This window comes from Mesorhizobium sp. L103C119B0 (assembly GCF_000502235.1).
Classification (GTDB): Bacteria; Pseudomonadota; Alphaproteobacteria; order Rhizobiales; family Rhizobiaceae; genus Mesorhizobium.
This window is the reverse complement of record NZ_AYXE01000003.1, coordinates 410,329-433,821: the sequence shown is the minus strand read 5'-3', so window position 1 is coordinate 433,821 and position 23,493 is coordinate 410,329. Positions and strand designations below refer to the sequence as shown.

Sequence of the window (23,493 nt, the reverse complement as noted above, 5' to 3'; positions counted from 1 at the left end):
AAGTGAACGCATCATGGAACTTCGGCTCACCGTCGCGCTTAGTTTGGCGAAAGGGTGGTCTGAGATGAGCGCGACCAGAGAGTTTTTTCAAAACTGGCTACAGGAGAATGTCGGCACACTTCCTGGTCGAGAGGAAGTCAGCGTCGCGGTGCTCGCTCAGCAATTCGAGCAGGATGCCGAGGTGGCTGGTTATGGGCGTGAAGTAAGGGAGGACGAACTCGGAAACATCGAAGATGCTATCGTGCAAGCGATCGAGAACGCCGGGTCCGGGGTGCAGAGCCCGAGCTCCGAAAAGAGCGATCCGGCACCTGTAATGGACGCGTTGGAGGTCGATGATGCCAAGAGCGGACCGTAGCCCCTGACACCTTCTTCTGTTCGCCTGAACAAGCCCCCGGACTGCCGTACGAGCCGAAAAACGGACCTTAGGTGCTTTCCCGTTAGTTCCATGCACCATCGAGGAACATTCCTGCCGCCACCGCGTTAGGAAAGTTCCTTCACACCCGGTGCGCCCGTGCTGACTGCTACCCTTCCAGGCGAATGGCTGACCCGGCATGATCAGGGTCACATCTCGCGGCGGGCCGCTCTTGCGGGTATTTGTTGCTGGCTATTGGGTGCTTCCGCTGAAGCCGCGCCACAGCCATCGCCGCTCGTGCGATTTGGCGTGCTGGGATTTGGCACCGCCGCCTGGGAAGTTGACGTCATGCGGCGACATGCGTTGGACGCTGTGCACGGCGTATCAATCGAGGCTCAGCGGCTTGCCGGGACCGAAGTCGGTAAGACCGCATTGCTGGCGGGCAGCGTCGACGTCATCGTTTCGGACTGGGTGTGGGTCATGCGCCAGCGCAGCGAAGGCGCTGATCTGGTATTCTATCCCTATTCTCGTGCCGTCGGCGCGCTGGAACTGCCGCAAGGCTCGTCCATTCGAACTCTTGCGGACCTCAAGGGCAAAAGGCTGGGGATCGCAGGTGGTCCGCTGGACAAAAGCTGGATCCTGTTGCGCGCGCTCGGCCTCCGTCAGGTGAAGCGCGATCTTGCTGAAGAGGTGGAGCCAGTGTTCGGCGCGCCGCCTTTGTTGGAGCAGGAATTTCTGGCGGGGCGACTGGATGCACTGCTGACGTTCTGGAATTTCGCCGCTCGTCTCGAGTCAGAGGGGGCAAGGCCTCTGCTCAGTGTCGCGCAAATCCTGCAGGGGCTTGGCGTATCCGTGGACTTGCCGATGCTCGGCTACGTCTTCCATGAAAGCTGGGCGCGGGCCAACCCGATAGCCCTCGCGCGATTCACGAGCGCGACCGCGGCAGCGAAGTCGCTGCTCGAGTCTTCGGACGACGAGTGGCGGGTGCTCGCGCCTCAATTGGGCACGGACGATCCTCACCTACAGGCGGCGTTACGCGCCGCCTATCGAGCCGGAATCCCTCGTCGTTTCGGCAAAGACGAACGTGATGGCGCGGCCCGGTTGTTTGCAATCCTGGCCAAATTGGGCGGCGAGGATCTGGTCGGCAAGGCGACGAGCCTCGATCCTGGTGTCTTCCGGGCCATACCGGCTTGAGCTCGCGCCAATGACCGATGTCCCAGCGTTCCCCATCACAATGCAGCGTTGGCAATCGGCTGCGGCATTGCTGACCATGGTGCTCGTCTGGCAGATTGCATCATGGATCGCCGCCGATCGGCTGTTTCCTGGTCCGGTCCAGGTTGTTTCGGTTCTCCTGCACGAAGCGGTTCGGGGCGAGCTGCCATACCATTTGGGCATCTCGCTTGCGCGCGTCGTGGCAAGCCTCGGGTCGGCAATACTCATCGGCGCGGCCCTTGGCTACGCGGCAGGCCGCTCGCACAGAGCCGACATATGGATGAGGCCTTGGATCGTCTTACTCCTCAACATGCCGGCGCTGATCACGGTCATTCTAATTTATATCTGGCTTGGTCTTGCCGAGACCGCGCTTGTCCTTGCGGTCGCGCTCAACAAGATCCCCAATGTCGTGGTGACTATTCGTGAAGGCGCCAGCCGGCTGGACAAGGACTTTGCCGAAATGGCTGAGCTCTATCGCTTCGGGCGTGCTGCAAAGCTGCAGCATGTCGTGCTGCCGCAATTGGCGCCGTTCTTTCTCGTCACCCTGCGCAGCGGGCTGGCATTGACGTGGAAGATCGTGTTGCTCGCCGAACTGCTCGGCCGCTCCAACGGCGTCGGGTTCCAGCTACAGGTCTATTTTCAGAACTTCGACGTCACCCACATCCTTGCCTATGCGATCAGCTTCGGCGTTGTGATGCTTGCCATAGAGTATGGACTGCTTGTGCCGTTGGAACGTCGTTTGTTCGCCTGGCGACGCTGATGCTGAGGATCAGGATCGAGGACAAGACTTTCCCCGGTGACGACGGCCAGCGCCGGACGATCTTTCGCGCGCTGTCGCTTGATATAGCCGACGGACAGGTCTGCGTCCTGACCGGCCCTTCCGGTGTCGGCAAGTCGACGCTGCTGTCGATCGTTTCGGGCGTCGACCGCGAATTTCGCGGCAGCGTGAGCGGACGACCGCTTCCGATAGGCATGCTGTTCCAGACACCGAGGCTGCTGCCCTGGCTCACCGCCTTGCGCAATGTAGAGATGGCCATCCCGGATCGCGCGCCCGATGCGGCCCGGTGGCTTGCCGCTGTCGGCCTGAAAGGCAATGAGAAGAGCTATCCGCAGCGACTCTCGGGCGGCATGGCGCGGCGCGTAGCGCTTGCCCGGGCGCTCGCCGTGGAGCCTGCGCTCCTGCTCCTCGACGAGCCATTCGCTTCACTCGACGAGGCGACCGCGCAAGCCATGCGCCGCCTGCTGCAGGATTGTTTCGCCAGTCGGCGGACTACCACGCTGCTGGTTACGCATGATCTCGCCTATGCCTCGTCGCTGGGGGATCGGGTTATTGTTCTGGAGGGATCGCCTGCGCGCATCGTGCGCGATGTCGCAATCTCTGGTGGCGATGAAGCGGGATCGTCGCGCTTTGGGCTGGGGGCGACACAATGAGACTGTTGCTGGGCCTTCTCTTTCTTTTGCTGATCACCGGCCCTGGCGCCACCGAGCAACAGACGATGGTGATCGGGTATATCGGCCAGGAGCGCAAACCGGCTCTGCCCCTTGGACCCCTTGATGAAACCGTCACCGATGACGGCCTGCAAGGCGCTCGGCTCGGCATTGCCGACGACGAAAGCACCGGCCGGTTTCTCGGGCAGAAATTTCGGCTGGAGGAAAGAATATTGAAACCAACCGAAACGCCGGACGACGCGGTAAGACAATTCGCCGATGCCGGCATCGCCTTTGTCGTCGCCGATCTCGACGCCAGTCAGCTTCTACAGGCCAGTGCCGCGCCCGGTGCCGAGCAGATGACGTTGCTCAACAGCCGGGCGCCGGACGACGTGCTTCGCCAACAGGACTGCCGTCGGAACGTGCTGCACACGATCCCGAGCCGCGCCATGCTCGCCGACGGGCTGGCGCAATATCTCGCCTGGAAGCGCTGGCAGCGTTGGTTCCTGCTTGTGGGGCCGCATCCGCAGGATCAGGCGATGGCTGCGGCCTTTCGACGGGCGGCGGCTCGCTTCGGAGCCGAGATCACGATCGACCAGCCGTGGACATTCAGGCCCGCCAACGGACGTGCCGATACAGGGCATGTCACGCTGCAGACCGAAATACCCGCGGTCACGCAGGTCAGCGACTATGATGTGCTCGTGGTCGCCGACGAGGCGGATGAATTCGGCGCCTATCTGGAGGGCCGCACTGCGCTGCCGAGAATCGTCGCCGGCACGCAAGGGCTGGTCACCACAGGCTGGAGCGCTGTCAGCGAGGAATGGGGCGCCACGCAACTGCAGGACCGTTTCCACAGGCAGGCAAGGCGCTGGATGTTGCCCAGCGACTACGCGGCCTGGCTCGCTGTGCGCAGTATCGGCGAAGCGGCGACGCGCCTGCACAGTCTCGATCCCGCGGCAATCGGCAGATATATACGCGGCGACGCGTTTCTTCTCGCTGGCTTCAAGGGGCAGGGGCTTAGTTTCCGTCCCTGGGACGGACAGATGCGCCAGCCCATTTTGATCGCCGGGCCTCGCCTCTTGATTTCCAGCTCACCGCAACCGGGCTTCCTGCATCAGCGCACGCCGCTCGACACGCTGGGCATCGACCTGGAGGAGAGCACATGCAAGTTCTGATGACGCTGTTGTTGGCGGCGTTCGCTCTTGCTGCTCCCGCCGCCGCCGAGACCATCTACGTTTCCAATGAGCAGGACAATACCGTCGCGGTCGTCGACGGCGTGACAATGACTTTGCTGGCGACGATCGATGTCGGCCGCCGTCCGCGCGGGCTGGCACTGTCGATCGACAACAAGATGCTGTTCGTCGCGGAAGGCGACGACAACCGCATCGACGTGGTCGACGTCGCGAAGCGGCGGGTCGTCGGCGAATTGCCTTCGGGAGCCGATCCGGAATTCTTCGCAGTCCATCCCGATGGCAAGCGGCTGTTCGTCGCCAACGAGAATGACAATCTGGTGTCGGTGGTGGACATCGCCACGGCCAAGGTCATCGGCACCTTGGATGTCGGCGTCGAACCGGAAGGAATGGCGGCCAGCGCCGACGGCCGCTATGTCGCCTGCACTTCGGAGACCACCAGCATGGTGCATCTGATCGACGCAGGCACGCTTGAACTCGTCGACAATCTGCTGGTCGATACCCGGCCGCGCGCGGCTTTATTCTCGCCGGACGGGAAGCAATTCTGGGTGTCCTCGGAGATCCGGGGCACTGTCACCGTCTTCGACACGGCAACGCGCGCGCAGACCGGCAAAGTCGAGTTCGAGGTGCCGGGTATACGACGCGAGGGCGTGCAGGCGGTCGGCATGGCGACGTCCCGCGATGGCACGACCGTCTATGTGGCGCTCGGCCCAGCCAACAGGATTGCGGAAGTCGATGTGAAAACGCTGGCGGTCCGTCGGCTCTACCTTGTTGGTCAACGACCCTGGCACGTTGCGCTCTCCGGCGACCAGAAGCGCCTGGTCACCGCAAACGGGAATTCCGGCGATATCTCGTTTATCGATCTGGAAAACCAGGAGGTGGTGAAATCGCTGCCGGTGGGGCGGGGGCCGTGGGGCGTCGTGATCGGGCCATGAACGCCTTGTCGGTCGAGAATCTGGGTCATAGTTTCGGGAACCGGCGGGTTCTCGACGGCGTCTCTTTCTCTGTGGCCCAAGGCAGGATGTGCATCTTGCTAGGCCGCAACGGCGCCGGCAAGACGACGTTGTTCTCGCTGATCACCGGTCTTTATCACGCCCGCTCCGGCTCGGTGCATGTCTTCGACCAGGCGATGGATGTCAACCCGTCCGCCGCGTTGGCGCAGATGGGCGTCGTCTTCCAGTTGCCGACCCTCGATCTCGATCTGACGGCCGGCGAGAACCTGCGTTACCACGCGGCCTTGCATGGGCTTAGCCAGGCCTTGAGCAAGGAGCGCTCCATCCACGAACTCGGCCGGCTGGACGTGCTGGACAGGATCGACGATCCTGCCCGAGCGCTTTCCGGGGGGCAGCGTCGCCGTGTCGAGATAGCACGCGCTCTGATGCATAGCCCACGCCTTTTGCTGCTGGATGAGCCGACCACCGGGCTCGACGTGCCGGGCCGCCGCGCGCTCGAGCGGCACGTGCGGGAGCTTTGCCGCGAGCGCGGCATTGCCGTCCTGTGGGCAACACATTTTCTGGAAGAACTAACGGCGGATGACGATGTGGTGGTGCTGCATCGAGGCACAATGCGGTGGGCCGGCCGCGCCGATCGCCTGGCTGCCGATCGCGGTGTAGCGAGCACGGGCGAGGCCTTCGCGTCGCTGACGGAGTCCGAATGAAAACGTCTCACGCAGTGCGCGCGCTCAACGGCATCCTGTGCAGGGAGATGCTGCGCACGTTGCGGCAACGCGGCCGGCTGCTCTCGGCGATGGTGCGGCCGCTGGTCTGGCTGGCAATCTTTGCCGCTGGCTTCCGCTCCGTTCTCGGTCTGTCGATCACGCCACCCTACCAGACCTATGTTCTCTATGACGTGTATGTGGTGCCCGGGCTAGCGGCCATGATGCTGCTCTTCCATGCCATGGCGAGTTCGCTGGCCATGGTCTACGATCGCGAGATGGGCAGCATGCGCCTGTTGCTGACCGCACCATTGCCGCGCTGGTACCTGCTTGCGGCGCGCCTGCTGGCCAGCGTGATCGTCGGCGTGCCGCTGGTCTATTTGTTTCTGTTGGTCGCGCGTTTCTGGGATGTGCGGCCGCCCGTTCTCGGCTACGTCGCGGTATTTCCGGCGCTCGTGCTGGCGGGCCTGATGCTTGGCGCGTTCGGCCTGCTTGTCTCCTCGGTTTCGACACAGATGGAGAACTTTGCCGGTGTCATGAATTTCGTCATCTTTCCGGTGTTCTTTGCCTCGACGGCGCTCTATCCGCTGTGGCGGCTTGCCGAGGCGGGACCGGTGCTGGCAACAATCGCCGCCTGGAACCCGTTCAGCTCGGCGGTCGAGCTGATACGCTTCGCGCTCTATCTGCGGTTCGATCCTGTCGCGGCGGTTGTGGTCCTTGGCTGCCTCATCGCCTTCTTCCTCGCGGCGGTCATCGGCTACGACCCCGGCCGGGGCTTGTGGTCCCGGCGCGGCGGCGAGGGATGAATTACCTCAACGCATAGAGATAAGCGGCGATGTCCCGCGCCTGTTGCTCGGTGATCCTCGTCGACGGCATGGCCGTGTGCGGATTGACTTCCCTCGCCGAGCGTATCCAGCGGATCATGTTCTCCGGATTGTTTGCCAGCAGGCCACCGATAAAGACCCTGTCGGCAAGGCCACCGTCCAGGCGGGGTCCGACCTGGCCTTGCGCACCCGGCACGCCGGGTATCGTATGGCAGCCGGAGCAGCCATTCGCCGTCATGATCGGAATGGCGCGAGCGCCTACGCCCCCGGTCGCCGCATCCGACTCGTGCCGGACACGGTCGCGCCGGTCGGACCACAAGGTCGCCGCTGCTACAGCCGCGGTCAGCAGCAGGATTGCGGCAAGGGCGCCCCCGATCAGCCTACCCAGGTCGGAGCGCATGTGTTGCCTCCCTGGTTGCGCTGCTGCTTATCCACAGGCCGGCGAGCAGCAGGGCGGCGCCGCCATAGATCAAGCCGGCCGGAACCCACATTACCAATCCGGCAAGTTGCTGGTCCTCGATCGCGGTCAGGCCCCACAACGCGGCGCCGGCGCCATTCTCCGGATACCAGAGTTTGGGCGACATCAGCAGCAGGACACCGAGCAGGCCGGTATGAAGCGAGGTGAAGAAAAGATGCATGACGGAGCTGCCATAGGTCTGCTGTCGACCGGGGCGCGGAAGGAGCGCCCACCAGAACAGCAAGGCTGTGCCGAGGAAGCTCGCATGCTGGGCATAATGAAGAAAGCCCTGCTGGAGCGCTGCCTGGAACAACGCCGGAATGTGCCAGATCCAGATGGCGACGCCGTGAATGATCGTCGCGTTGAGGGGGCGGATCACCAGGGCCCAAACCGATTGCAGCGTCTTTGCGCGCGTGAGCTTGCCCGTTCCGCGGCGAAGTGAGGCCGGCAAGGACCAGAGCAGGACTGCGCCTGGGCAAGCGGCGACAAGGAGGGGCGCCGCCACCGCCATCAGCAGTTCATGCTCGATCATATGGGCGGCAAACACCCGCTCGCCGAGCGCGTGGATGGGGCTGACCAGTGCTGCCGTCAGCACGCCCCAACCGGCGGCGAAAAACAACGCCTGCCGCATCCGCTCGGGACGGCCTCGGCTGCTGCGGCGCCACAACCGAGTCGCTCCGATGGAATAAAGGAAGGCAATCGCGGCCAGCGGAAACGTGATGGGAAATGCGAGCGTCCATCCGGCCTCGGGCGCGCCGGCGCCGTAGCAGATCGAGGTCGAGAAGAACGCGTCGAAGCTCATCGCAGGCACTCGTCGAGAATGAGAGCCGCGCTGCCTTGCATGATGATGACGAGGGCAAACAGCAATGCCGCAAGCATGCCGAGATCGGCGACGAACTGCTCGGTGCTGCGCGTGCGCTCAGGCTTGAAGGCGGCGCCGCCCTGCCGCTTCGCCCGCCATGACAAGGCACCGCCGAGCAGCGAAAGCACGGCGAGCACCAGTGCCACGGGAAGCACCACCGGCACCTGGCGGTTGCACTGCCATGGTACGAGTGCGTAGTTCAGCTGCGTCGAGATTGCCCAAGCCATCGGCCCCGACAGAAGACCAGCCCAGGACGTTCCCATTTTCAACGCACGCATCAGCCTAGCCTCGGCATCCAGTAGATGAGCAGATAGATCGGGATCCAGGTCAGCACCACGAAATCCCAATAGAAGACATTGTCGCCGACATCGCCGAAGCGCCGGCCGCTATAGCCATGGCGTGTGAACATCAGCACCGTCAAAACGATGGTGTCGCCGACATCGGTGATCAGGTGTGTGGTGTGCAGCCCGAGCAGCACCCAGAGCATCGAGCCATAGGCGTTCGTGTCCCAGTAGATGTTCAGCGCCGGGAATTCGAACCAGCGCACGACAAGCGGGGCCAGACCGAGCAGCGACATCACCACCAACCCGATCCGCACCGGCACGATCGCGCATTGCTTGGCGTAGCCGTGGAGGATGTGGTTCGGCACCACGCTGATGATAAACAGGATGGTGACGATCGTCCCGGGCCAATGGTTGGGTTCCGGGGCGCTTAGACGCCAATTGGGCCACAAGGTCGCGAGATAGAGATAAGCGCCGGCGGCCAACGCAAAGCCCATGCCTTCCAGCGCCATGAAGCCGAGCGTTCCCCACCAGGTCGGGCTGCGCGGACCATGTCCAAAGGTTGGGAGGTCCGAAAGATCCAAGCTGGGACGCTCACTCATCCCTCATCCTCCGGGTCGTCCTTGGGCCAGAACCAGCCGATCAAGGTGATGGCGATCGGCGCGGCGCCCCAGACGATCGCCCAGGGCGTGAAGATCGAATAGACAAACGTACCGCCGACAGCGATTGCCGCCAGCAGCGGCCAGATCGACGGTGTCGCCGATTTCTCGCGAATGTCGGGGTGGGCTTCCGCCACGGTTGAGATCAACAGCTCACGGACATCGACGCGGAGTCCGGTCGCCACAGGCGGCGCCTCCCGTTCGGCCCAGAGCGGCTCGACGTGTGTGACAATCGGTATCCGCGCGAAATTATAGCTTGGCGGCGGCGAAGACGTCGCCCATTCGAGCGTACCGGCATCCCAGGGATTGTTTCCGGCCAGTGCGCCCTTCAACGCGCCGTGTACAAGATTGAACGTGAACAGTACGAAGCTGAGGAAAAAGAGCACCGCGCCGGCGCTGATGAACAGGTTGATGTTGCCCCAGCCAAGCTCGGCCGGATAGGTGTAGACCCTTCGTGGCATGCCCCAGAGCCCGACGAGATGCATTGGGAAAAAAGCCGCGTTGAAGCCGATGAAAGCCAGCCAGAAATGCCAGCGCCCGAGACGCTCGCTCATCATGCGGCCGCTGATCTTGGGGAACCAGAAATAGGCGGCGCCCAGCAGCGGGAAGACCGAACCGCCGATCAGCACGTAATGGAAATGGGCGACGACGAAATAGGTGTCGTGCACCTGGAGGTCCAGCGGCACCGAAGCGAGCATGACGCCGGTGAGGCCGCCGATGACGAAGATGAAAAAGAAGCCGAACACGAACAGCAGCGGCGTGCGGATCACCGGCCTGCCGTCCCACAAGGTTGCCAGCCAGCAGAAGATCTGAACGCCATTGGGGATGGCGATCAGCATGCTCGACGCGGTGAAGAAGCTGGCGCCGAGCTTGGGTAGCCCCGTCGCGAACATGTGATGGACCCAGAGGCCGAACGAAAGGAAACCGACGGCAATCAGCGACAAGACCAGCCCGAGATGCCCGAACACGGGACGCCGGGCGAAGACCGGGATGATCGCGGAGACCATGCCCGTCGCCGGCAGGAAGATGATGTAGACCTCGGGATGGCCAAAGAACCAGAACAGATGCTGGAAGAGCAGTGCGTCGCCGCCCTCGGCGGGGTTGAAGATATGTGTGCCGACCAGCCGGTCGAGGATCAGGAAGGTCGAGGTGATCATCACCGCGGGCATGGCGAAGACGACGACGAAGGAGGTAACCAGCATTGCCCAGACGTAGAGCGGAATCCTGTCCAGCGACATGCCGGGGGCTCGCTGCTTGAACACGGTGACGATGGTGGCCACCGCGACGGCCAGTGAGGAAACTTCTGTATAAGTGATCATCTGGGCCCAGACGTCGGCCCGCTTGCCCGGCGCGAATTCGGGGCCTGACAGCGGCACATAAGCAAACCAGCCGACGTCGGGCGCCATGTTGAGCGCGAAAGACACCCAGGCGAATATGCCGCCCGAAACATAGATCCAGTAGCTGAACGCGTTCAGGCGGGGAAAGGCGATGTTGCGGCTGCCGACCATCAGCGGGACGAGATAGATGCCTGTCGCCTGCACGATGGGCACGGCGAAGAGGAACATCATGGTCACACCATGCATCGTGAACAGCTGGTTGTAGAGGTCCGGGCCGATCAGACCGCGCTGCGGCCCTGAGAGCTGGATGCGCATGGCGACAGCGTTGAGCCCGCCCAGGCACAGAAACACGAAGGCGGTGATCAGATAGCGCCGTGCGACGACCTTGTGGTCGACGCTCGACAGCGCGCCGATGATGCCGGGGGGCGTGCGCCATGTCCGCGTCAGCCAGCGATCCAGGCTGGCATCGTCCATGCCGGTGTCGCGCGGTCCGTCATGCTCGGGTGCGACGTCGCCCGCGGTAGAGGTTTCACGCACCGGCGGCAGGTCGCGTTCGCTTGTGAGGTCCGCGCTGCTCATTTAAGCGCCTCGAGGTAGGCGACCATGGCGTTGAGTTCGTCGCCGCTGAGCTCCACCACCGGCATGTGGGATCCGGGCTTGATGCCCTGTGGGTCGGCTATCCAAGCGGCGAGATTGCCGCGGCTCATTGTCAATGTCCCGGCGGCAAGCGTCTGCCGGCTGGCTATATGGGTGAGGTCAGGGGCGACCGTTCCTCCGGCAGGCGTGCCGCCTATTCTGTGACACATCACGCAAGGGCGTTTCAGAAACAGATCCTGGCCGGCCTTGGCCTCGTCCCCCGTCGGAGTAGCGGCCGGCTGCAACTGGTCGTTCCACCAGGCGTCGAACTTCGCACGCGGCTCGGCGATGATGAAGGTACCCATGTTTGCGTGCTGCGCCCCGCAGAACTCGGCGCATTGACCTCGGTAAACACCAGGCTTGTCGGCCTTGAGGTCGAGCACGTTCATGTGGCCGGGAATGAGGTCGAGCTTGCCCGAAAGGCTCGGAATCCAGAAGGAATGGATGACGTCGGTCGAGGTCAGAAGAAGCCGCACCGGCTCCCCGGCTGGGATATGGATCTCGTTCGCCGTGGTCAGGATGCGGCTTGGCGTGGCATCCTCATAGCGCACCTCCCACCACCATTGATGGCCGGTGACCCGAATGGTCAGTGCGGCATCCGAGCCGATCGCGGCGAGCGTCCTGTTGGCGAAGAAGCTCAGCAAGGTCAGTCCGATCAGGACAATGGCGGTCAACCCGACGGCGGTCATCACCGCGCGCAGCTTCCGGTCGTCGGCGCCGGCCTCGATCGCGAGCGGCTCCGCCTGCGCGCGCGACCGCATCATCAAGGGCACGACGAGGGCGATCATCACCAGCACCCACACCACGGCGCAGAGCGCAGTGAAGAACCAGATCAGCCATGCCAGTTCGCTCGCCGCGGGACCTTTCGGGTCGAGGGCGGATTGCCAGCCCGCGCATCCCTGGAGCAACAGAGCCCCGGCGGTGGCGAACGCCATCGAGACGAGACGTTTCACGGCGACTTCCCCAGCGTGGCCGCGTCGGGCATGCGGTTTTCCGAAGGATGCGCCATCATGTCGTCATTGCGTTGCGGTGCGGCGGAAGACGGCGCGTTGCCGCTCAGCGAGCGCACGAAAGCCGCGAGCTCCCAGATCTGGTCGTCGGGAATCTTGTCGCGGAAGCTCGGCATGCCGTTTGGCCGACCGTCGCGGATCGTGGCATGGATGCTTTCGATCGAGCTGCCATAGAGCCACTTCTGGTCCATCAGGGCCGGCCCCATGCCGCCGCCGCCATTGGCGTGGCATCCCGAACAGTTGAACCAGCCGAAAAGCCGTTTCCCTTCGCTCATGTGGAAGGCGTTGGCCTCGAAGCTCGCCGCCTTGTTGTCGCTGGCGGGGGGGCGCTGTCCGCCGGGCTCCAGCGTGGTCACAGGCGTCGGCTGCTCGCCCGATCCGAGCGCCGATTGCGGGCGCGTGTCACGTTCCTCGCGCTGGCAGGCAGCGAGCGCCAGGACTGGAAACAGGAGCATGGCCACCGCGGCTCTCATCGCACCGGGCTCCCCGAGGGATCGAGGCGGGGCACGCCATACTGTGACAGCAAGGCATCTATCTCGCCCTTGTGCCTGGACAGGGCGCCATTGACATCGCCGCGCAGCGCATCGTCTTCGCGGCGGACGCCCATCGAGATGTCATAGATCATCGGCAGTTGCGGTCCGTCGATGCGGGGCGCAACCGGCGTGATGCGGAGCGGCACCTTCTGCCTTGCGGCGAAGTAGCCGGCGAGGGGGCCCCAGACCACGGCAAGGTCGATCTCGCCACTCGCCACCGCTTCGACGATGCGCGCCGGCGGGTTGGGGGCGGAATAGTCGCCATAGACCGGATAGCCAACGAGGTGCCCGACGATACCGCGGCGGCCAAGCGCCTGGACCGGAGGCGAATTGGCGCCATCGTCGCCGATGAGCTGAACACCGATCCGCATGTCGCGCAGCCGCGGATCATTGAACGATGCTACGTCGGGGCCGTCCCTGCGGGTGACGAAGACATAGGACGATCGGTAGTAGGGCGTGGTGGTGCGCAGCATTTCGAGGTTGCTCGGCGTGCCCGGCACGAGATCGCACAGGCCCGCCTTCAGCGTATTGCGGATGAAGCCGCGACGCTGCGCCCACCAGGTATAGGTCAGCTTGGCGCCGAGATCGGACGCAACGATTTCTGCGATCCTGTTCTCGAAGCCCTGACCTGCCGCGTTGGAGAACGGCAGGTTGTTCGGATCGGCGCAGACCCTCAGCTCACGTGCGTCGGCTGTGGCCGTCAAGAACACGAAGGCAATCGCGGCCATGCCGATCGCCAGCCGTTGACACCCCTTTCGCGCCGGACCTACGGTCAAGTACAATCCATCAAGGCAGCCGGAACACATAAAGCGTGCCTCCCGAGGTTGTCGCGTTCTTCAGATCCTTCATGGCATTGACGAAACCGAGCGCGGCGGTGGCGTCACGCGGGTCAAGATCGCCCGATACAATGGCGCCGGCCCAGCCGCCGACGCCTGAGAGGATGGCGACATATTGGTGCCCGTCGGGACCGCGATAGGTGATGGGCTGGCCGATGATCCCGGACGAGGTCTTGAACTGCCAAAGCAGGTCTCCGGTCTTGGCGCTGACCGCCTTGAACCAGCCTTCCATCGTGCCATAGAAGACAACGTCGCCGGCGGTCACCACCGCGCCGCTCCACACCGGGAAATTCTCCTTGAGGCTCCAGGCGGGTTTCTCCGCGGCGATGTCCCAGGCGGTGAAGGCGCCGCGATTACCGCCGGGCCCTGGTATCATGCGGACGTTCATGCCCACATAGGGCGTGCCGGCAATGTAGTTCACCTCGACGCCTTCTTCATCCATGCACAGATTGTTGTGCGGGATGTAGAGCAGGCCGGTCTTCGGCGAGAACGCGGAAGGCTGCCAGTCCTTGAGGCCCGACGCCGTCGGACAGATATCGCGAACGACCTTGCCGGTGCCGGTCTTCTTGTCCGGGTTTACGATCAGCCGACCGGTTTTCAGATCCACACCTTTGCTGGAGTTGACCGGACCAAACGGTTTTGCCGACAGCACCTCGCCGGTTGTCCGGTCGAGGATGTAGAGATAGCCGTTGCGCTCCGGCCGGATCAGCACCTTGCGCGGCTTGCCCTGCCAGGTCATGTCGAGCAGGATCTGCTCGTTGATGCCGTCATAATCGTGGAGGTCATGCGGGCTCCACTGATAGAACCATTTCGCCGCGCCGGTGTCGGGATCGCGCGCGAAAATGCCAGACGTCCACTTGTTGTCGCCCGGCCGCAAATCCGGATTCCATGGTCCGGGATTGCCGGTGCCGTGGAAGATCAGGTTCAGATCGGGATCATAGGAAATCCAGCCCCACATGTTGCCGCCGCCGATCTTCCAGGCTTCCGGCGGCCACGTCGTGACGCCAAGATCCTTGCCTTTGTCCATGTCGTAGTGCGGCTTGAAGTCCGATCCGATCAGCACGTCCTTGTCCGGCCCGGTGCTATAGGCGATCCAGACGACATGACCGTCGCCGGCGTCGAGCGCCTTTACCCAGCCGCGAACGCCCATCTCGCCGCCGGAATTGCCGACCAGCACTTTGCCCTTCACCACAAGCGGCGCCATGGTGATGGTCTCGCCGATGTTGATGTTGCCGACATGAGTGTTCCAGATCGGCTTGCCCGTGTTCGCATCAAGGGCAATCGTGTGGCCGTCCAGCGTATTGAAAAAGATGCGCCCGTCGGCGAATGCCACCCCTCGGTTGACGACGTCGCAGCAGGCCACTCCCTGTGCCGCCGGCTCGGGATTGGGTTCGTACTTCCACTTCATCGGGGCGCCGGGCTTGGAGAGATCGAGCGCATAGACGAAGTTGGGAAAGGGCGTCACGATATACATGGTGTTGCCGACGACCAGCGGCGCTGCTTCCTGGCCCTTATTCACGCCTGTCGAGAACGTGAACGCGACCTGCAGGTTCTTGACGTTGCCTTCATTGATCTCGGAGAGTTCGCTGAAGCGCGTCGACGCGTAGTTCTTGGCCGGCATCGTCCATTGGCCGTCATCGGGTGGCGAAGCTGCGGCTGGCGGTACGATCGCTGGTGTTTTAGGAGGCTCGGACGCAGCGCCCAGAAGCAGCAGGCAGGCGAGCAGCGTCACCAGAAGGATAGCGCCAAAGGAATTCCCGGCTGCCAATTTGCGGGTACGTCGTTCTACGTCAACGCGCGTTAATGCCAACTGCGGCATAGCTTTCATTTATTGATCGAGCCTCCCACGCCGGCGCCGAGTTCGGCCGCGATGTCGGCCTCCGTTCCGGCACAAAGCGGATGGCCCCAGCCCGAAGCGCTTTTGCCGCCGGGGTCCAGATCGTAGACAATGGCATCCTTGCGATTTGGATTGACGCCTGCCGGGACCTTGTCGAAGCCGAGCGCCGCGCGGATACGCCAGGCGACATTGTGATCGGCGCATGAGGAATCGCCTGAAACGCCGAGGCCGCCGACAATGCTCTTGCCGTCGTAGAGGGCAAGCCCGCCGCCAAACACCACGACGCCTCCGATCGGCTTGCCGACGAGCGGGTCGCCGGCGCTTCCGAACGTTTTGGGATCGCCCGTATAGGCCGCGGCCTGGTTGACGGGATTGGTCTCCTGCAGGCCAAATAGCGGCCCGCCCGGCTGCACCCCCGCATAGAGATTGGCCGTAGAGAGGGCCATCTGAGCCAGGCTGAGACCGTTGGCCGTGTTGGCTTTCTCCGCTGCTATGAGCCGACTTCCCGGCCATTGCGAGTCGGGGGTGGGGCCGCTGAACGCAATCGCGCAGACAGTGCCGTCACGGGCAACGATGGCTGCCCATTCGTTGGTTTCAAAGCCGCCATTGGCTGGTCCGCCGCTTGCCTTCACGTTGGCTTTGAGGGCTGCAAGCAGCTTATCGTGATCGGCCGGACAGGGCTCCTGCGCCATGGCATCGTGCCCGTGGAACAGGCCACCCATCAGCAACAGCAGGCCAAAAAGAGGTACGAAAAGCTGCGAGCGATACATTGTCCTGGCATTCGTTTACATAACAAGGACCACCCCGGCAGACCGCAGAATGCGAGGATACGTCCAGTGCGTCAGTGCCTAACTCGCGTAATGCTTCTATGTTCCTGCTTTGCATAAAATTCGTGCAGTTGGATTTGGGTGCAGGTGTTCAATCAAAGCATGGGACCTGGATACCCGTGGCCACAGGCCAAGCGGTGAGGCAACGCGGCTGATCCAGGAAAATGCGATCGGGATGGCGCAGACGCACCCGCCCTGACAAACGCTGTTGCCTTGTCACGGCGTTCGACGATGGATGATCTCTTCAATAAGTTTCGCGTCGGCTTCGTACTCCGCGGCCCGCGCAGCCATTTGGCTGGCCAGGCTGTGTCTTTCCCGCGCGGCTTCGCGTTTTGCCGTACGTTTCGCCAACTCAGCCCGCTGCTGGTGCGCTCTTAAAAGGCTCCAAAGAGCCTGTTCCGCATCGTCAGCCTGGGCCTGCATCAAAACGTCTGCCCCGAACGCATGTCCGGTGTGGCAGCGGTAACGGGTAATCGGCCCGTCTTCTATCTCCCATAGGGGGCCATGACATTCGGGGCAGACAAATGTCGAGGGGGCGCCAAGCTGGCCTTCGGTCAGTTCCATTGTGCTGTGCTCCTGAGCTGCAATCGCTGCCTCAAGGCGGATGCCGGACGGGATTTCTGGTGTCGGTCCTGCGATTTCGGAAGCAAGCCTGTGCAACAGGCCAGCCATTTCGGACAGAGGGACGCAATGGTCGATTTCCACATTCTGCAAGGCGCTCAGCGGCATGTCGGGTACTGCAGCGTCGCCGGGGTCCTGGACTACGCTGACGCCTCCGCACATCTTGATTGCGTGCAGGCCGGCGGTGCCGTCGGAGAGGCTGCCTGTGAGCACGACGCCGATCACGCTGCCGCCAAAGCTGCAGGCCGCCGATCGAAACAGGGGGTCGATGGCGGGGCGCGCCAGGTTCTCGCGCGGCCCGCGCCGCAGCAGCATATGATCGTCATGTAACAGAAGGTGAGCTCCGGGCGGTGCAACGAAGATGTGCCCGTTTTTAACCTTCATGCCGTTGGAGGCATTTGCAACGGGCATGTTGGCAGCGCGACCGAGAATGTCGCCGAGGTAACTCGTGGGACCAACGTGCTGTACGACGAGGAGAGCCGCCGGGATGTCCGGCGAAAGATCGCGGACAAGTCTCTTCAGCGCGTCGACGCCGCCGGCCGATGCTCCGATTGTCACGATGCACCGGTTCTTGCAACCGTCGGGACGGACCTTGTCCGGCTGGCCCGCACGCTCCGAATCTGATCGTGGTGCGGCGGTGGCCATGGTTGCTTCACCCACATTCAGCACAGATGTCGATGCGAGCGCTCCGGCCAGTCCGTTGCTGGTCGGGCGCCCTGCCTTCGTCGGTGTTAGCTTCCGGCCGCATCGCGGAACATAGATGCCCGCAATGATGTCGGCTCTGTACTAACGCCTACGTGCGCGTTTGACGGCAGCCTCTGCCACGGCCGGGGCCTCCTGAATGCTTGCCGCGCCGCCAAAATCGGCGTTCTTGGTACGGCCAGCTCCCGGGCCAGCCCCTAGATCAGCGCCTGTTGTCGGATCGGAAGCCGGATCGGAAAGCGTACGGTCGGCCATCCTGGCCACCACCTTCATGTCTTTGGCCCCCAGCTTGACAGTTGCCAGGCCGTCTCCGCCGTCGACGGGCATCACCTCTTCAAGGTCATCGATCCGATCCCACTCTTCGCCGGAATTCCATGGGCCAGCGACATCGCCGTCGCCTTGAGAGGTGTTGACATACATGCTGGCGTACTTCTCTACGCCTGGGAGCTTGCCGGAAGGGAAATTGTTTTCTATCGCGTAAAGTGCTTTCTCAAACGACTTCTGGTGCGCGATCTCGCGCGTCATCAGGAAGCCGAGCGCGTCCTTGATTCCCGGGTCGTCGGTGATGTTGATGAGGCGTTCGTAAACGATCTTGGCGCGAGCTTCGGCCGCGATATTCGATCGCAAATCCACCGTAGGTTCACCGCGCGAATCGACATAGGCCGCGGTCCAGGGAACGCCGGCTGAGTCGCACAGCGCGGGAGCGCCGCCGAACAGAATTGATTCCTTGGCTGTTGTGCCGCTGGCGCCGATCATCAGGTAAAGGTCCGCTTCCTTCATTTGGCCCTCGGCCAGCTGTGCCTTAAGCCCCTTGTTGAGCATGGTGACGATTGATCCCACCACTTCGAGATGGCTGAGTTCTTCGGTCGCAATATCGAGCAACATGTCACGACGGCCAAGATCGTCCTCGCCAAGCCCTTGCGTGAAATAGCGCATGGCCGCTGCAAGCTCGCCATCGGCGCCGCCGAACTGTTCCATGATCATGCAGGCCAGGCGAGGATTCGGCTCCGAGACGCGAACGGTGTATTGCAGGCGCTTGTTGTGCATGAACATGGACATCTCTCCGGTTAGATCATCCGAACATCCCGGCAAGTTGATTGTTCCATCCGGCCATCGGCCAGTGAGCATTTTTACGGTAACTTCAGTGTTGAGCATCGCAGGGAGCCAGAGGCGGCATTTATTTCTCCGACCGGTGACCGGCGGCAACGAGATTTCGATCGTGCTGCGCCATCACAGCAATGAGCAAGGCCGCGGATGGGCAAGAGGTAGACAAAATCTGGAGGGATACTGGCTCGGAAAAGTGAAGCCGGGCCATATTAATACGATGTCGGTGTCGACACCTTCGGCCCGTTTCGCCGCACACCTTACGCGGCAAACGCCGGGTTCGGTCACACGGCGAGCGTCGCGGGCTGTTGCCCGTTCACTTTCGATCCAGCACCTTCCGGACTTTCTCTGCCAATTCGTCGATCGTGTAAGGCTTGGTCAAAAGTTCGGTTCCGAAATCGAGCGTGCCGTTGTGGACAATCGCATTTCGTGTGTAGCCGGTGGTGTAGAGCACTTTTAGCGACGGGTGCATTGTCTTGACCTGATCCACCAGCTCCCGGCCCGACATCTCCGGCATCACCACGTCGGTGAACAGAAGCGACGGCACTTGCCCGCTTTCGACGGCCACCAGCGCTTCGCGTGGACCTTGCATTTCCAGCACGGAGTAGCCCAGTTCCCGCAGCGCTTCCGCGGCCATCAGCCGGACGCGATCTTCATCCTCGACAACCATGATGATCTCGTCTGCACAGCCGGGGTGCTCGCCTGCCACGACGTCGATTTGGCTGTCGAGCACGCCATGGTGCGAGCGCGGCAAATATATCTTCAAGGTGGTTCCGATGCCCTGCTCGGAATAGATCTTCACACTGCCGCCGGACTGGCCAACAAACCCATAGACTTGGCTGAGTCCCAGCCCGGTGCCTTTGCCGACCCCCTTGGTGGTGAAGAACGGATCGAAGGCTCTTGCGACAACATCAGCAGTCATGCCCGTTCCTGTATCGGTGACCGCTATCATCACATACTGGCCGGAGGGGATCGCGTTCTCCCTGGCATAGCGATCGTCGACGTGGGCGTTTGATGTCTCGATCGTCAGCTTGCCGCCAGCAGGCATGGCATCCCTTGCGTTGACGCAAAGGTTGAGCAGCGCGCTTTCCAATTGCCCTGCGTCGGCCTCGACATGCCATAGGCCCGCAGCGAGCACGGTCTCGATCTGGATGGTCTCGCCAAGCGTCCGGTTCAGCAATTCGCTCATACCGGAGACGAGGCGATTTGGATTCAGCCGCTTCGGCGCCAGTGGTTGCTGGCGGGAAAAGGCGAGCAGTCGCCTGGTAAGTTCTGCGGCACGTTGTGCTCCATCGATCGCGCCGGTTACGAATTGGTGGACGTTGGTATCGCCGTTTCTGAGCTTGCGCTGCACAAGGTTCAGGCCGCCGATGATGACGGCCAGCATATTGTTGAAGTCGTGCGCGATGCCACCGGTGAGCTGTCCGACAGCTTCCATCTTCTGGGCTTGGCGCAGGTGCTCTTCTGCTCTGGCGCGTTCCGCAACTTCATCTTTGACACGTTGTTCGAGCGTGCCGTTGAGTGTCTGCAGCGCCTTGAACAGCCGGGAGTTGTCGATGGCCGTCGCGGCATGGCCGGCAAGCCCCAGCAAGGCCGCTTCTTGCTGTTCGGCGAACACGCCGGTCTCTGAATGACCAAGGAAGAGGCCGCCCAGGACCTCGCCCGAACGCGAGACGACCGGCACGGCGAGATAGGAACGCACCGGCAGATGGCCCTCCGGCATTCCCTTGCGGGGCCAGTTCTTTCCGTAACGCGGATCGGTGAGGATATCGTCGGAACGCACCACGCTTGTGCCGCGGAAAGTGGGCTCGAACACCGCGGTGTTGCGCGGCATGGGAAAGTTTTCGAAAGCAGAACGAGGTGCCCCCGAAAGGGCGTAGAGCACATAGCTGTCGCCCTTGTCGTCGATCACATTGTAGAAGAAAGCTCCAAATTGTGCGCCCGACAGCACGACGCCGGCATCGGTTACCGTCTGGACAATTCGCTCCACGTCAAGCTCGGCCGCCACGGCTGCCGCCGTAGCGTTCATCAACTGAAGCTGATGCTCCACCCGCTTTCGCGCGGTGACATCAACCACGGTGCCGATGAAGCGGATCGCACGGCCGGACTGGAAAAGCGCTTCCCCCGTTGCGGCAATCCAGCGCTCCTTGCCATCCCGAAGGCCGATCGTCCGGTATTCGATGTCGTAGCGGGAGGGGGTGCCCGGCGCGAGCGACTGGCGTACGGCCTCGTCGGCCCGTGCGCGATCTTCCGGGTGGAGGCCCGCCAGGAAGGCGCTTTCATATGTCACCTCCGCGTCCGGCGGCAAACCAAAAAGGGCTTTGCACCGGTCGTCCCAACGCAGCACTCCGCTGATGGGATCGTAATCCCAGGTGCCAATAGCGGCCGCGTCGGTGGCAAGCCTCAGCCTCTCCTCGCTGGCCCGTGCCGCCTGTTCCGAGCGAACGCGCTCGATGTGAGCCCAGGACCGCTCCGTCACCTCGGTCAGCAAGGACAGTTCGCGTTGCGACCAGACGCGGCGCTGCTTGTCGTGGATGGCCATCAGGGCAGTCAGTCGGCCTTGTTTGACCAAAGGCATACAGATGGTTGCCGTTATCCCGATATCCTGAAAGGTCTTCGCTTCCTCGGGAGCAATTTCCTCAAGGTTGTTGTTGATGATAAGCGGCTTGTTGGCGCTGAGGTTGGTGACAGCCAGGCGACCGAAATCGGCAAGACTGTGATATCCCCTGATGCTGGGCGAGCCAGGTGCGCTCCAATCGCCGCGGATGGTGAAATGGTCTTGGTCCTGCTCCATGTCGGCATAGGCGCAAATCGAGACGCCAAGATGTTCGCCGAGGAGCCGAGTGGTGATCTGCATGACAGCATCGGCGTCGGCCGCGAGGGCTATCTCCCTGCCGAGGCGGTCGAGAAAAGCAAGGCGTTCGGCGTTCTCACGGAGGGCCAGTTCGGCGCGAAGGCGTTCTATCGCCGTACGCGTCCGGTCCGCGACTGCCGAAATGAGGGCTACTTCCTCCGTCGCCCAGCGTCTGGGCGCGGAGTGGTTCAGGTATAACAGCGCCACCAGCCCGCCATGCTCGGTAACGGGCATGTTGATGACGGATTGGGCGCTGATGGCTTTGAGTGCCTCCGCATGGCTGCTGGTTCGCGGATCTGTCTCGGCGTTTTCAAAGACAACGGTTTCGCCTCGCTTCAAATCCTCGATATACGAGCCGTAGTTCCTGAAATTCAGCGTCCCAGCCAGGCTTTTGATGCCTGGCGCGTTCCAGTCCCTGTCAATGGTGATCGTTTCTTTCTCTAGATCGATCGTGCCGTATCCGGCTCGGCTGATGCCAAAATGGTTCCCCAGCAGTTCCGCGGCTGCGTAGGCCAGTTCTGCGGGATCCGTAATCTCGCGAATACGGTCGCCCAGCGCTGCCAAAAGCTCGAAGCGCTGCAGTTCAGATCGCGGATTGCTTGAAGTGGCCCCCATTTCGTCCCCGTTTTGCCCGGACTTAAATGCAGTCTGCGGCCAAGAGTTCCCCGCGGGACGGCAGTTTCTTTGGCGGGCCGGTCAGCCGAACACGCCGCACCGGTCATAGGTTAATGACAGCTTGGCGCGCTGTGGCGGATAAAGGGGAAACCAGCGGGCACTTGACGAGCTCCCGCTGGCTGGGTGCCCGAACCGCACTTCACTCGTTTGGAGACGTTTGATGCTTGACCGACCCATTCTTACGAATACGGACGCTCTCTATCCAGACGACCTGAGAACGCTTCGGTCGGTCTTCGACGCGCTGTGTCAGGAATTTGAGATTTCGTCGGACACTACCGCGGCAGAATCCATCGCGAGAGAGCTGGTCAGACTTTTCCAGACCGGGATGACGGAAGCGGCCATGCTGATGATTGCCGTGCGCGCACGTTGGCAGGGTGATTGGAAAATGGGAGGCAGCAGCGCTGCCCAAGCTTAACGGTCCCAACTCCGTGGAGAAGGCCTACTTTAGCCGCTTGAGCCGGTTGTACAGCGTTGTCTTGTCTGGCGGAACAAGCTTTCGCCCCGAGAGTTGGGGTCGGGAGATAGTTTCCAACAGGCACGGGCATGGCGTTCGACAGAGATGGACCGAAACTCGCGACCGGGTTGCTCGCGGCCTCGTTGGCGGCGCTGGCGGCATACAACGCCATCCGCGCCAAACGTGCGATTGCCGGCCGGGCGTGCGGACGTGTGATGGAGATCTATGGTGTGCGCCTGCATTTTATCGAAGCCGGAACCGGCATGCCGCTCCTTCTCTTGCATGGCAATGGATCTATGGCGGAGGATTTCAAGTCGAGCGGCATCTTCGATGAGGCGGCAAAGACCTACCGGGTGCTTGCATTTGATCGTCCCGGTTTTGGGCGAAGCTCACGGCCGCGCGGCCGGCGTTGGTCCGCTCGCGACCAAGCCGACCTTATACATGCCGCGGCCTGCGGGCTGGGTATAGAGAAATACCTCGTGCTTGGACATTCCTGGGGAGCTTGGATCGCCCTCGAATTGGCGCGCAGGCATTCTCAATCGGTCGTCGGCATCGTGCTGGTCTCGGGCTATTACTATCCGCCACCGCGGCTGGATCTTGCACTGGCCGCACTCCCTGCACTGCCTGTGATCGGCACCGCGTTTCGTCACACCTTGCTGCCCCCGCTTGTAAGGCTTGCTTGGCATTGGGCAATGGAGAAGATCTTTAAACCCGCCGTCGTCGCCGGCGACTTCGCCGCACTGGCCAAAGATGTCGCCAGCCGCCCTTCCCAACTGCGGGCGGTTTCTCTGGAGACAGCATCGATGCTGGCCGCGTCCCTCTTGGGAAAAGCCAACTATAGGGACATTGCCGTGCCCACCGGCATCATGGCGGGATCCGGGGACCGGTTGTTCGACGCGCAACGCGATGCACGACGCTTGCACGCGGAAGTCGGTGGGTCTCTCCTTGAGGTGGTTCCGGGCGCCGGCCATATGGTTCATCAGAGCGCCCCGCAGGCAGTGGTCGGCATGGTGCACACTATTGCAGGACGGCACGCCTTGTTCCAAGCGGGCCGTCGGCAGCGACCCAAGTCGTGTGCCGACGAGTTCAAGGCAGATCCGGCCTCGCGGGAGCCACCGGCGATAAGCGACGCCGCTTGCACGGAATGA

23 protein-coding genes are annotated in these 23,493 nt (G+C 62.6%); 10 read left to right on the top strand and 13 right to left on the bottom strand.

What is annotated here, in order from left to right; translation table 11 throughout:
* Positions 1-13 precede the first annotated feature (13 nt).
* The 8 genes from X728_RS159650 to X728_RS159685 all read left to right on the top strand — a co-directional run bounded on the left by X728_RS159650 (position 14) and on the right by X728_RS159685 (position 6,642).
* Entirely contained in the window at positions 14-355 is a 342-nt protein-coding gene (locus X728_RS159650; protein WP_023696361.1) for a DUF768 domain-containing protein, read from the top strand.
* 156 nt (positions 356-511) lie between these two features.
* A complete protein-coding gene (locus tag X728_RS159655) occupies positions 512-1,546 on the top strand; it encodes an ABC transporter substrate-binding protein (protein ID WP_031193032.1) in 1,035 nt (344 codons plus the stop codon).
* A 76-nt stretch (positions 1,547-1,622) separates the two neighbouring features.
* The gene (locus tag X728_RS159660; RefSeq protein WP_245266097.1) at positions 1,623-2,324 is read left to right on the top strand and encodes an ABC transporter permease subunit; all 702 of its coding nucleotides are present in this window, start codon (positions 1,623-1,625) and stop codon (positions 2,322-2,324) included.
* On the top strand, positions 2,324-2,995 hold the full coding sequence (locus X728_RS159665) for an ATP-binding cassette domain-containing protein (RefSeq protein ID WP_023829136.1): 672 nt from the start codon (positions 2,324-2,326) through the stop codon (positions 2,993-2,995). The genes X728_RS159660 and X728_RS159665 overlap by 1 nt, the downstream gene beginning before the upstream one ends.
* On the top strand, positions 2,992-4,167 hold the full coding sequence (locus tag X728_RS159670; protein WP_023830882.1) for a branched-chain amino acid ABC transporter substrate-binding protein: 1,176 nt from the start codon (positions 2,992-2,994) through the stop codon (positions 4,165-4,167). Before X728_RS159665 ends, X728_RS159670 begins: the two co-directional genes overlap by 4 nt.
* Positions 4,155-5,117 (top strand): PQQ-dependent catabolism-associated beta-propeller protein, encoded by a 963-nt coding sequence (locus X728_RS159675; protein ID WP_023830881.1) that lies wholly within the window; start codon positions 4,155-4,157, stop codon positions 5,115-5,117. Before X728_RS159670 ends, X728_RS159675 begins: the two co-directional genes overlap by 13 nt.
* Positions 5,114-5,839 carry an ABC transporter ATP-binding protein gene (locus tag X728_RS159680; RefSeq protein ID WP_023830880.1) on the top strand — a complete coding sequence of 242 codons (726 nt, stop codon included), beginning with the start codon at positions 5,114-5,116 and terminating at the stop codon, positions 5,837-5,839. Before X728_RS159675 ends, X728_RS159680 begins: the two co-directional genes overlap by 4 nt.
* Positions 5,836-6,642: an ABC transporter permease gene (locus tag X728_RS159685; protein ID WP_023830879.1), complete on the top strand. Its 807-nt coding sequence runs from the start codon at positions 5,836-5,838 to the stop codon at positions 6,640-6,642. Before X728_RS159680 ends, X728_RS159685 begins: the two co-directional genes overlap by 4 nt.
* Before the next feature lies 1 nt (position 6,643).
* Here X728_RS159685 and X728_RS159690 read toward each other — a convergent pair whose 3' ends face one another.
* The 13 genes from X728_RS159690 to X728_RS159750 form a co-directional block, all read right to left on the bottom strand.
* Positions 6,644-7,060, bottom strand: coding sequence for a c-type cytochrome (locus X728_RS159690; RefSeq protein WP_023712217.1), 417 nt, complete (start codon positions 7,058-7,060; stop codon positions 6,644-6,646).
* Positions 7,041-7,919, bottom strand: coding sequence for a cytochrome c oxidase assembly protein (locus X728_RS159695; RefSeq protein ID WP_023704606.1), 879 nt, complete (start codon positions 7,917-7,919; stop codon positions 7,041-7,043). The genes X728_RS159690 and X728_RS159695 overlap by 20 nt, the downstream gene beginning before the upstream one ends.
* Positions 7,916-8,257: a hypothetical protein gene (locus tag X728_RS159700; protein WP_023687807.1), complete on the bottom strand. Its 342-nt coding sequence runs from the start codon at positions 8,255-8,257 to the stop codon at positions 7,916-7,918. Before X728_RS159700 ends, X728_RS159695 begins: the two co-directional genes overlap by 4 nt.
* Positions 8,257-8,862 carry a cytochrome c oxidase subunit III gene (locus tag X728_RS159705; protein ID WP_023704607.1) on the bottom strand — a complete coding sequence of 202 codons (606 nt, stop codon included), beginning with the start codon at positions 8,860-8,862 and terminating at the stop codon, positions 8,257-8,259. Before X728_RS159705 ends, X728_RS159700 begins: the two co-directional genes overlap by 1 nt.
* Complete coding sequence (gene ctaD / locus X728_RS159710) at positions 8,859-10,835, bottom strand: cytochrome c oxidase subunit I (protein WP_023830878.1); 1,977 nt, start codon at positions 10,833-10,835, stop codon at positions 8,859-8,861. The genes X728_RS159705 and ctaD overlap by 4 nt, the downstream gene beginning before the upstream one ends.
* Complete coding sequence (gene coxB, locus X728_RS159715; protein WP_023729516.1) at positions 10,832-11,845, bottom strand: cytochrome c oxidase subunit II; 1,014 nt, start codon at positions 11,843-11,845, stop codon at positions 10,832-10,834. Before coxB ends, ctaD begins: the two co-directional genes overlap by 4 nt.
* A complete protein-coding gene (locus X728_RS159720) occupies positions 11,842-12,375 on the bottom strand; it encodes a c-type cytochrome (RefSeq protein WP_023681119.1) in 534 nt (177 codons plus the stop codon). The genes coxB and X728_RS159720 overlap by 4 nt, the downstream gene beginning before the upstream one ends.
* A complete protein-coding gene (locus X728_RS159725) occupies positions 12,372-13,163 on the bottom strand; it encodes a substrate-binding domain-containing protein (RefSeq protein WP_245260968.1) in 792 nt (263 codons plus the stop codon). Before X728_RS159725 ends, X728_RS159720 begins: the two co-directional genes overlap by 4 nt.
* Positions 13,164-13,221: 58 nt before the next feature.
* Positions 13,222-15,099: a methanol/ethanol family PQQ-dependent dehydrogenase gene (locus X728_RS159730; protein WP_023830877.1), complete on the bottom strand. Its 1,878-nt coding sequence runs from the start codon at positions 15,097-15,099 to the stop codon at positions 13,222-13,224.
* Entirely contained in the window at positions 15,096-15,878 is a 783-nt protein-coding gene (locus X728_RS159735) for a heme-binding protein (RefSeq protein WP_023826387.1), read from the bottom strand. Before X728_RS159735 ends, X728_RS159730 begins: the two co-directional genes overlap by 4 nt.
* Positions 15,879-16,151: 273 nt before the next feature.
* Entirely contained in the window at positions 16,152-17,201 is a 1,050-nt protein-coding gene (locus X728_RS159740; protein ID WP_023700011.1) for a chemotaxis protein CheB, read from the bottom strand.
* A gap of 141 nt (positions 17,202-17,342) precedes the next feature.
* Positions 17,343-18,311 (bottom strand): manganese catalase family protein, encoded by a 969-nt coding sequence (locus X728_RS159745; protein ID WP_023681124.1) that lies wholly within the window; start codon positions 18,309-18,311, stop codon positions 17,343-17,345.
* Between the two features lie 367 nt (positions 18,312-18,678).
* Entirely contained in the window at positions 18,679-21,831 is a 3,153-nt protein-coding gene (locus X728_RS159750; protein ID WP_023830876.1) for a GAF domain-containing protein, read from the bottom strand.
* A gap of 220 nt (positions 21,832-22,051) precedes the next feature.
* Here X728_RS159750 and X728_RS159755 point away from each other — a divergent pair, with 220 nt between their 5' ends.
* Positions 22,052-22,306 carry a hypothetical protein gene (locus X728_RS159755; protein WP_023700013.1) on the top strand — a complete coding sequence of 85 codons (255 nt, stop codon included), beginning with the start codon at positions 22,052-22,054 and terminating at the stop codon, positions 22,304-22,306.
* A gap of 128 nt (positions 22,307-22,434) precedes the next feature.
* A complete protein-coding gene (locus X728_RS01000000166390) occupies positions 22,435-23,493 on the top strand; it encodes an alpha/beta hydrolase (protein WP_023700014.1) in 1,059 nt (352 codons plus the stop codon).

Bases quoted from the DNA above. Each gene is read 5' to 3' on its own strand.
- X728_RS159650 (WP_023696361.1), top strand. From the start codon at position 14: ATGGAACTTCGGCTCACCGTCGCGCTTAGTTTGGCGAAAGGGTGGTCT.
- X728_RS159660 (WP_245266097.1), top strand. From the start codon at position 1,623: ATGGTGCTCGTCTGGCAGATTGCATCATGGATCGCCGCCGATCGGCTG.
- X728_RS159665 (WP_023829136.1), top strand. From the start codon at position 2,324: ATGCTGAGGATCAGGATCGAGGACAAGACTTTCCCCGGTGACGACGGC.
- X728_RS159670 (WP_023830882.1), top strand. From the start codon at position 2,992: ATGAGACTGTTGCTGGGCCTTCTCTTTCTTTTGCTGATCACCGGCCCT.
- X728_RS159675 (WP_023830881.1), top strand. From the start codon at position 4,155: ATGCAAGTTCTGATGACGCTGTTGTTGGCGGCGTTCGCTCTTGCTGCT.
- X728_RS159680 (WP_023830880.1), top strand. From the start codon at position 5,114: ATGAACGCCTTGTCGGTCGAGAATCTGGGTCATAGTTTCGGGAACCGG.
- X728_RS159685 (WP_023830879.1), top strand. From the start codon at position 5,836: ATGAAAACGTCTCACGCAGTGCGCGCGCTCAACGGCATCCTGTGCAGG.
- X728_RS159690 (WP_023712217.1), bottom strand. From the start codon at position 7,060: ATGCGCTCCGACCTGGGTAGGCTGATCGGGGGCGCCCTTGCCGCAATC.
- X728_RS159695 (WP_023704606.1), bottom strand. From the start codon at position 7,919: ATGAGCTTCGACGCGTTCTTCTCGACCTCGATCTGCTACGGCGCCGGC.
- X728_RS159700 (WP_023687807.1), bottom strand. From the start codon at position 8,257: ATGCGTGCGTTGAAAATGGGAACGTCCTGGGCTGGTCTTCTGTCGGGG.
- X728_RS159705 (WP_023704607.1), bottom strand. From the start codon at position 8,862: ATGAGTGAGCGTCCCAGCTTGGATCTTTCGGACCTCCCAACCTTTGGA.
- ctaD (WP_023830878.1), bottom strand. From the start codon at position 10,835: ATGAGCAGCGCGGACCTCACAAGCGAACGCGACCTGCCGCCGGTGCGT.
- X728_RS159720 (WP_023681119.1), bottom strand. From the start codon at position 12,375: ATGAGAGCCGCGGTGGCCATGCTCCTGTTTCCAGTCCTGGCGCTCGCT.
- X728_RS159725 (WP_245260968.1), bottom strand. From the start codon at position 13,163: ATGGCCGCGATTGCCTTCGTGTTCTTGACGGCCACAGCCGACGCACGT.
- X728_RS159730 (WP_023830877.1), bottom strand. From the start codon at position 15,099: ATGAAAGCTATGCCGCAGTTGGCATTAACGCGCGTTGACGTAGAACGA.
- X728_RS159735 (WP_023826387.1), bottom strand. From the start codon at position 15,878: ATGTATCGCTCGCAGCTTTTCGTACCTCTTTTTGGCCTGCTGTTGCTG.
- X728_RS159740 (WP_023700011.1), bottom strand. From the start codon at position 17,201: ATGGCCACCGCCGCACCACGATCAGATTCGGAGCGTGCGGGCCAGCCG.
- X728_RS159745 (WP_023681124.1), bottom strand. From the start codon at position 18,311: ATGTTCATGCACAACAAGCGCCTGCAATACACCGTTCGCGTCTCGGAG.
- X728_RS159750 (WP_023830876.1), bottom strand. From the start codon at position 21,831: ATGGGGGCCACTTCAAGCAATCCGCGATCTGAACTGCAGCGCTTCGAG.
- X728_RS159755 (WP_023700013.1), top strand. From the start codon at position 22,052: ATGCTTGACCGACCCATTCTTACGAATACGGACGCTCTCTATCCAGAC.
- X728_RS01000000166390 (WP_023700014.1), top strand. From the start codon at position 22,435: ATGGCGTTCGACAGAGATGGACCGAAACTCGCGACCGGGTTGCTCGCG.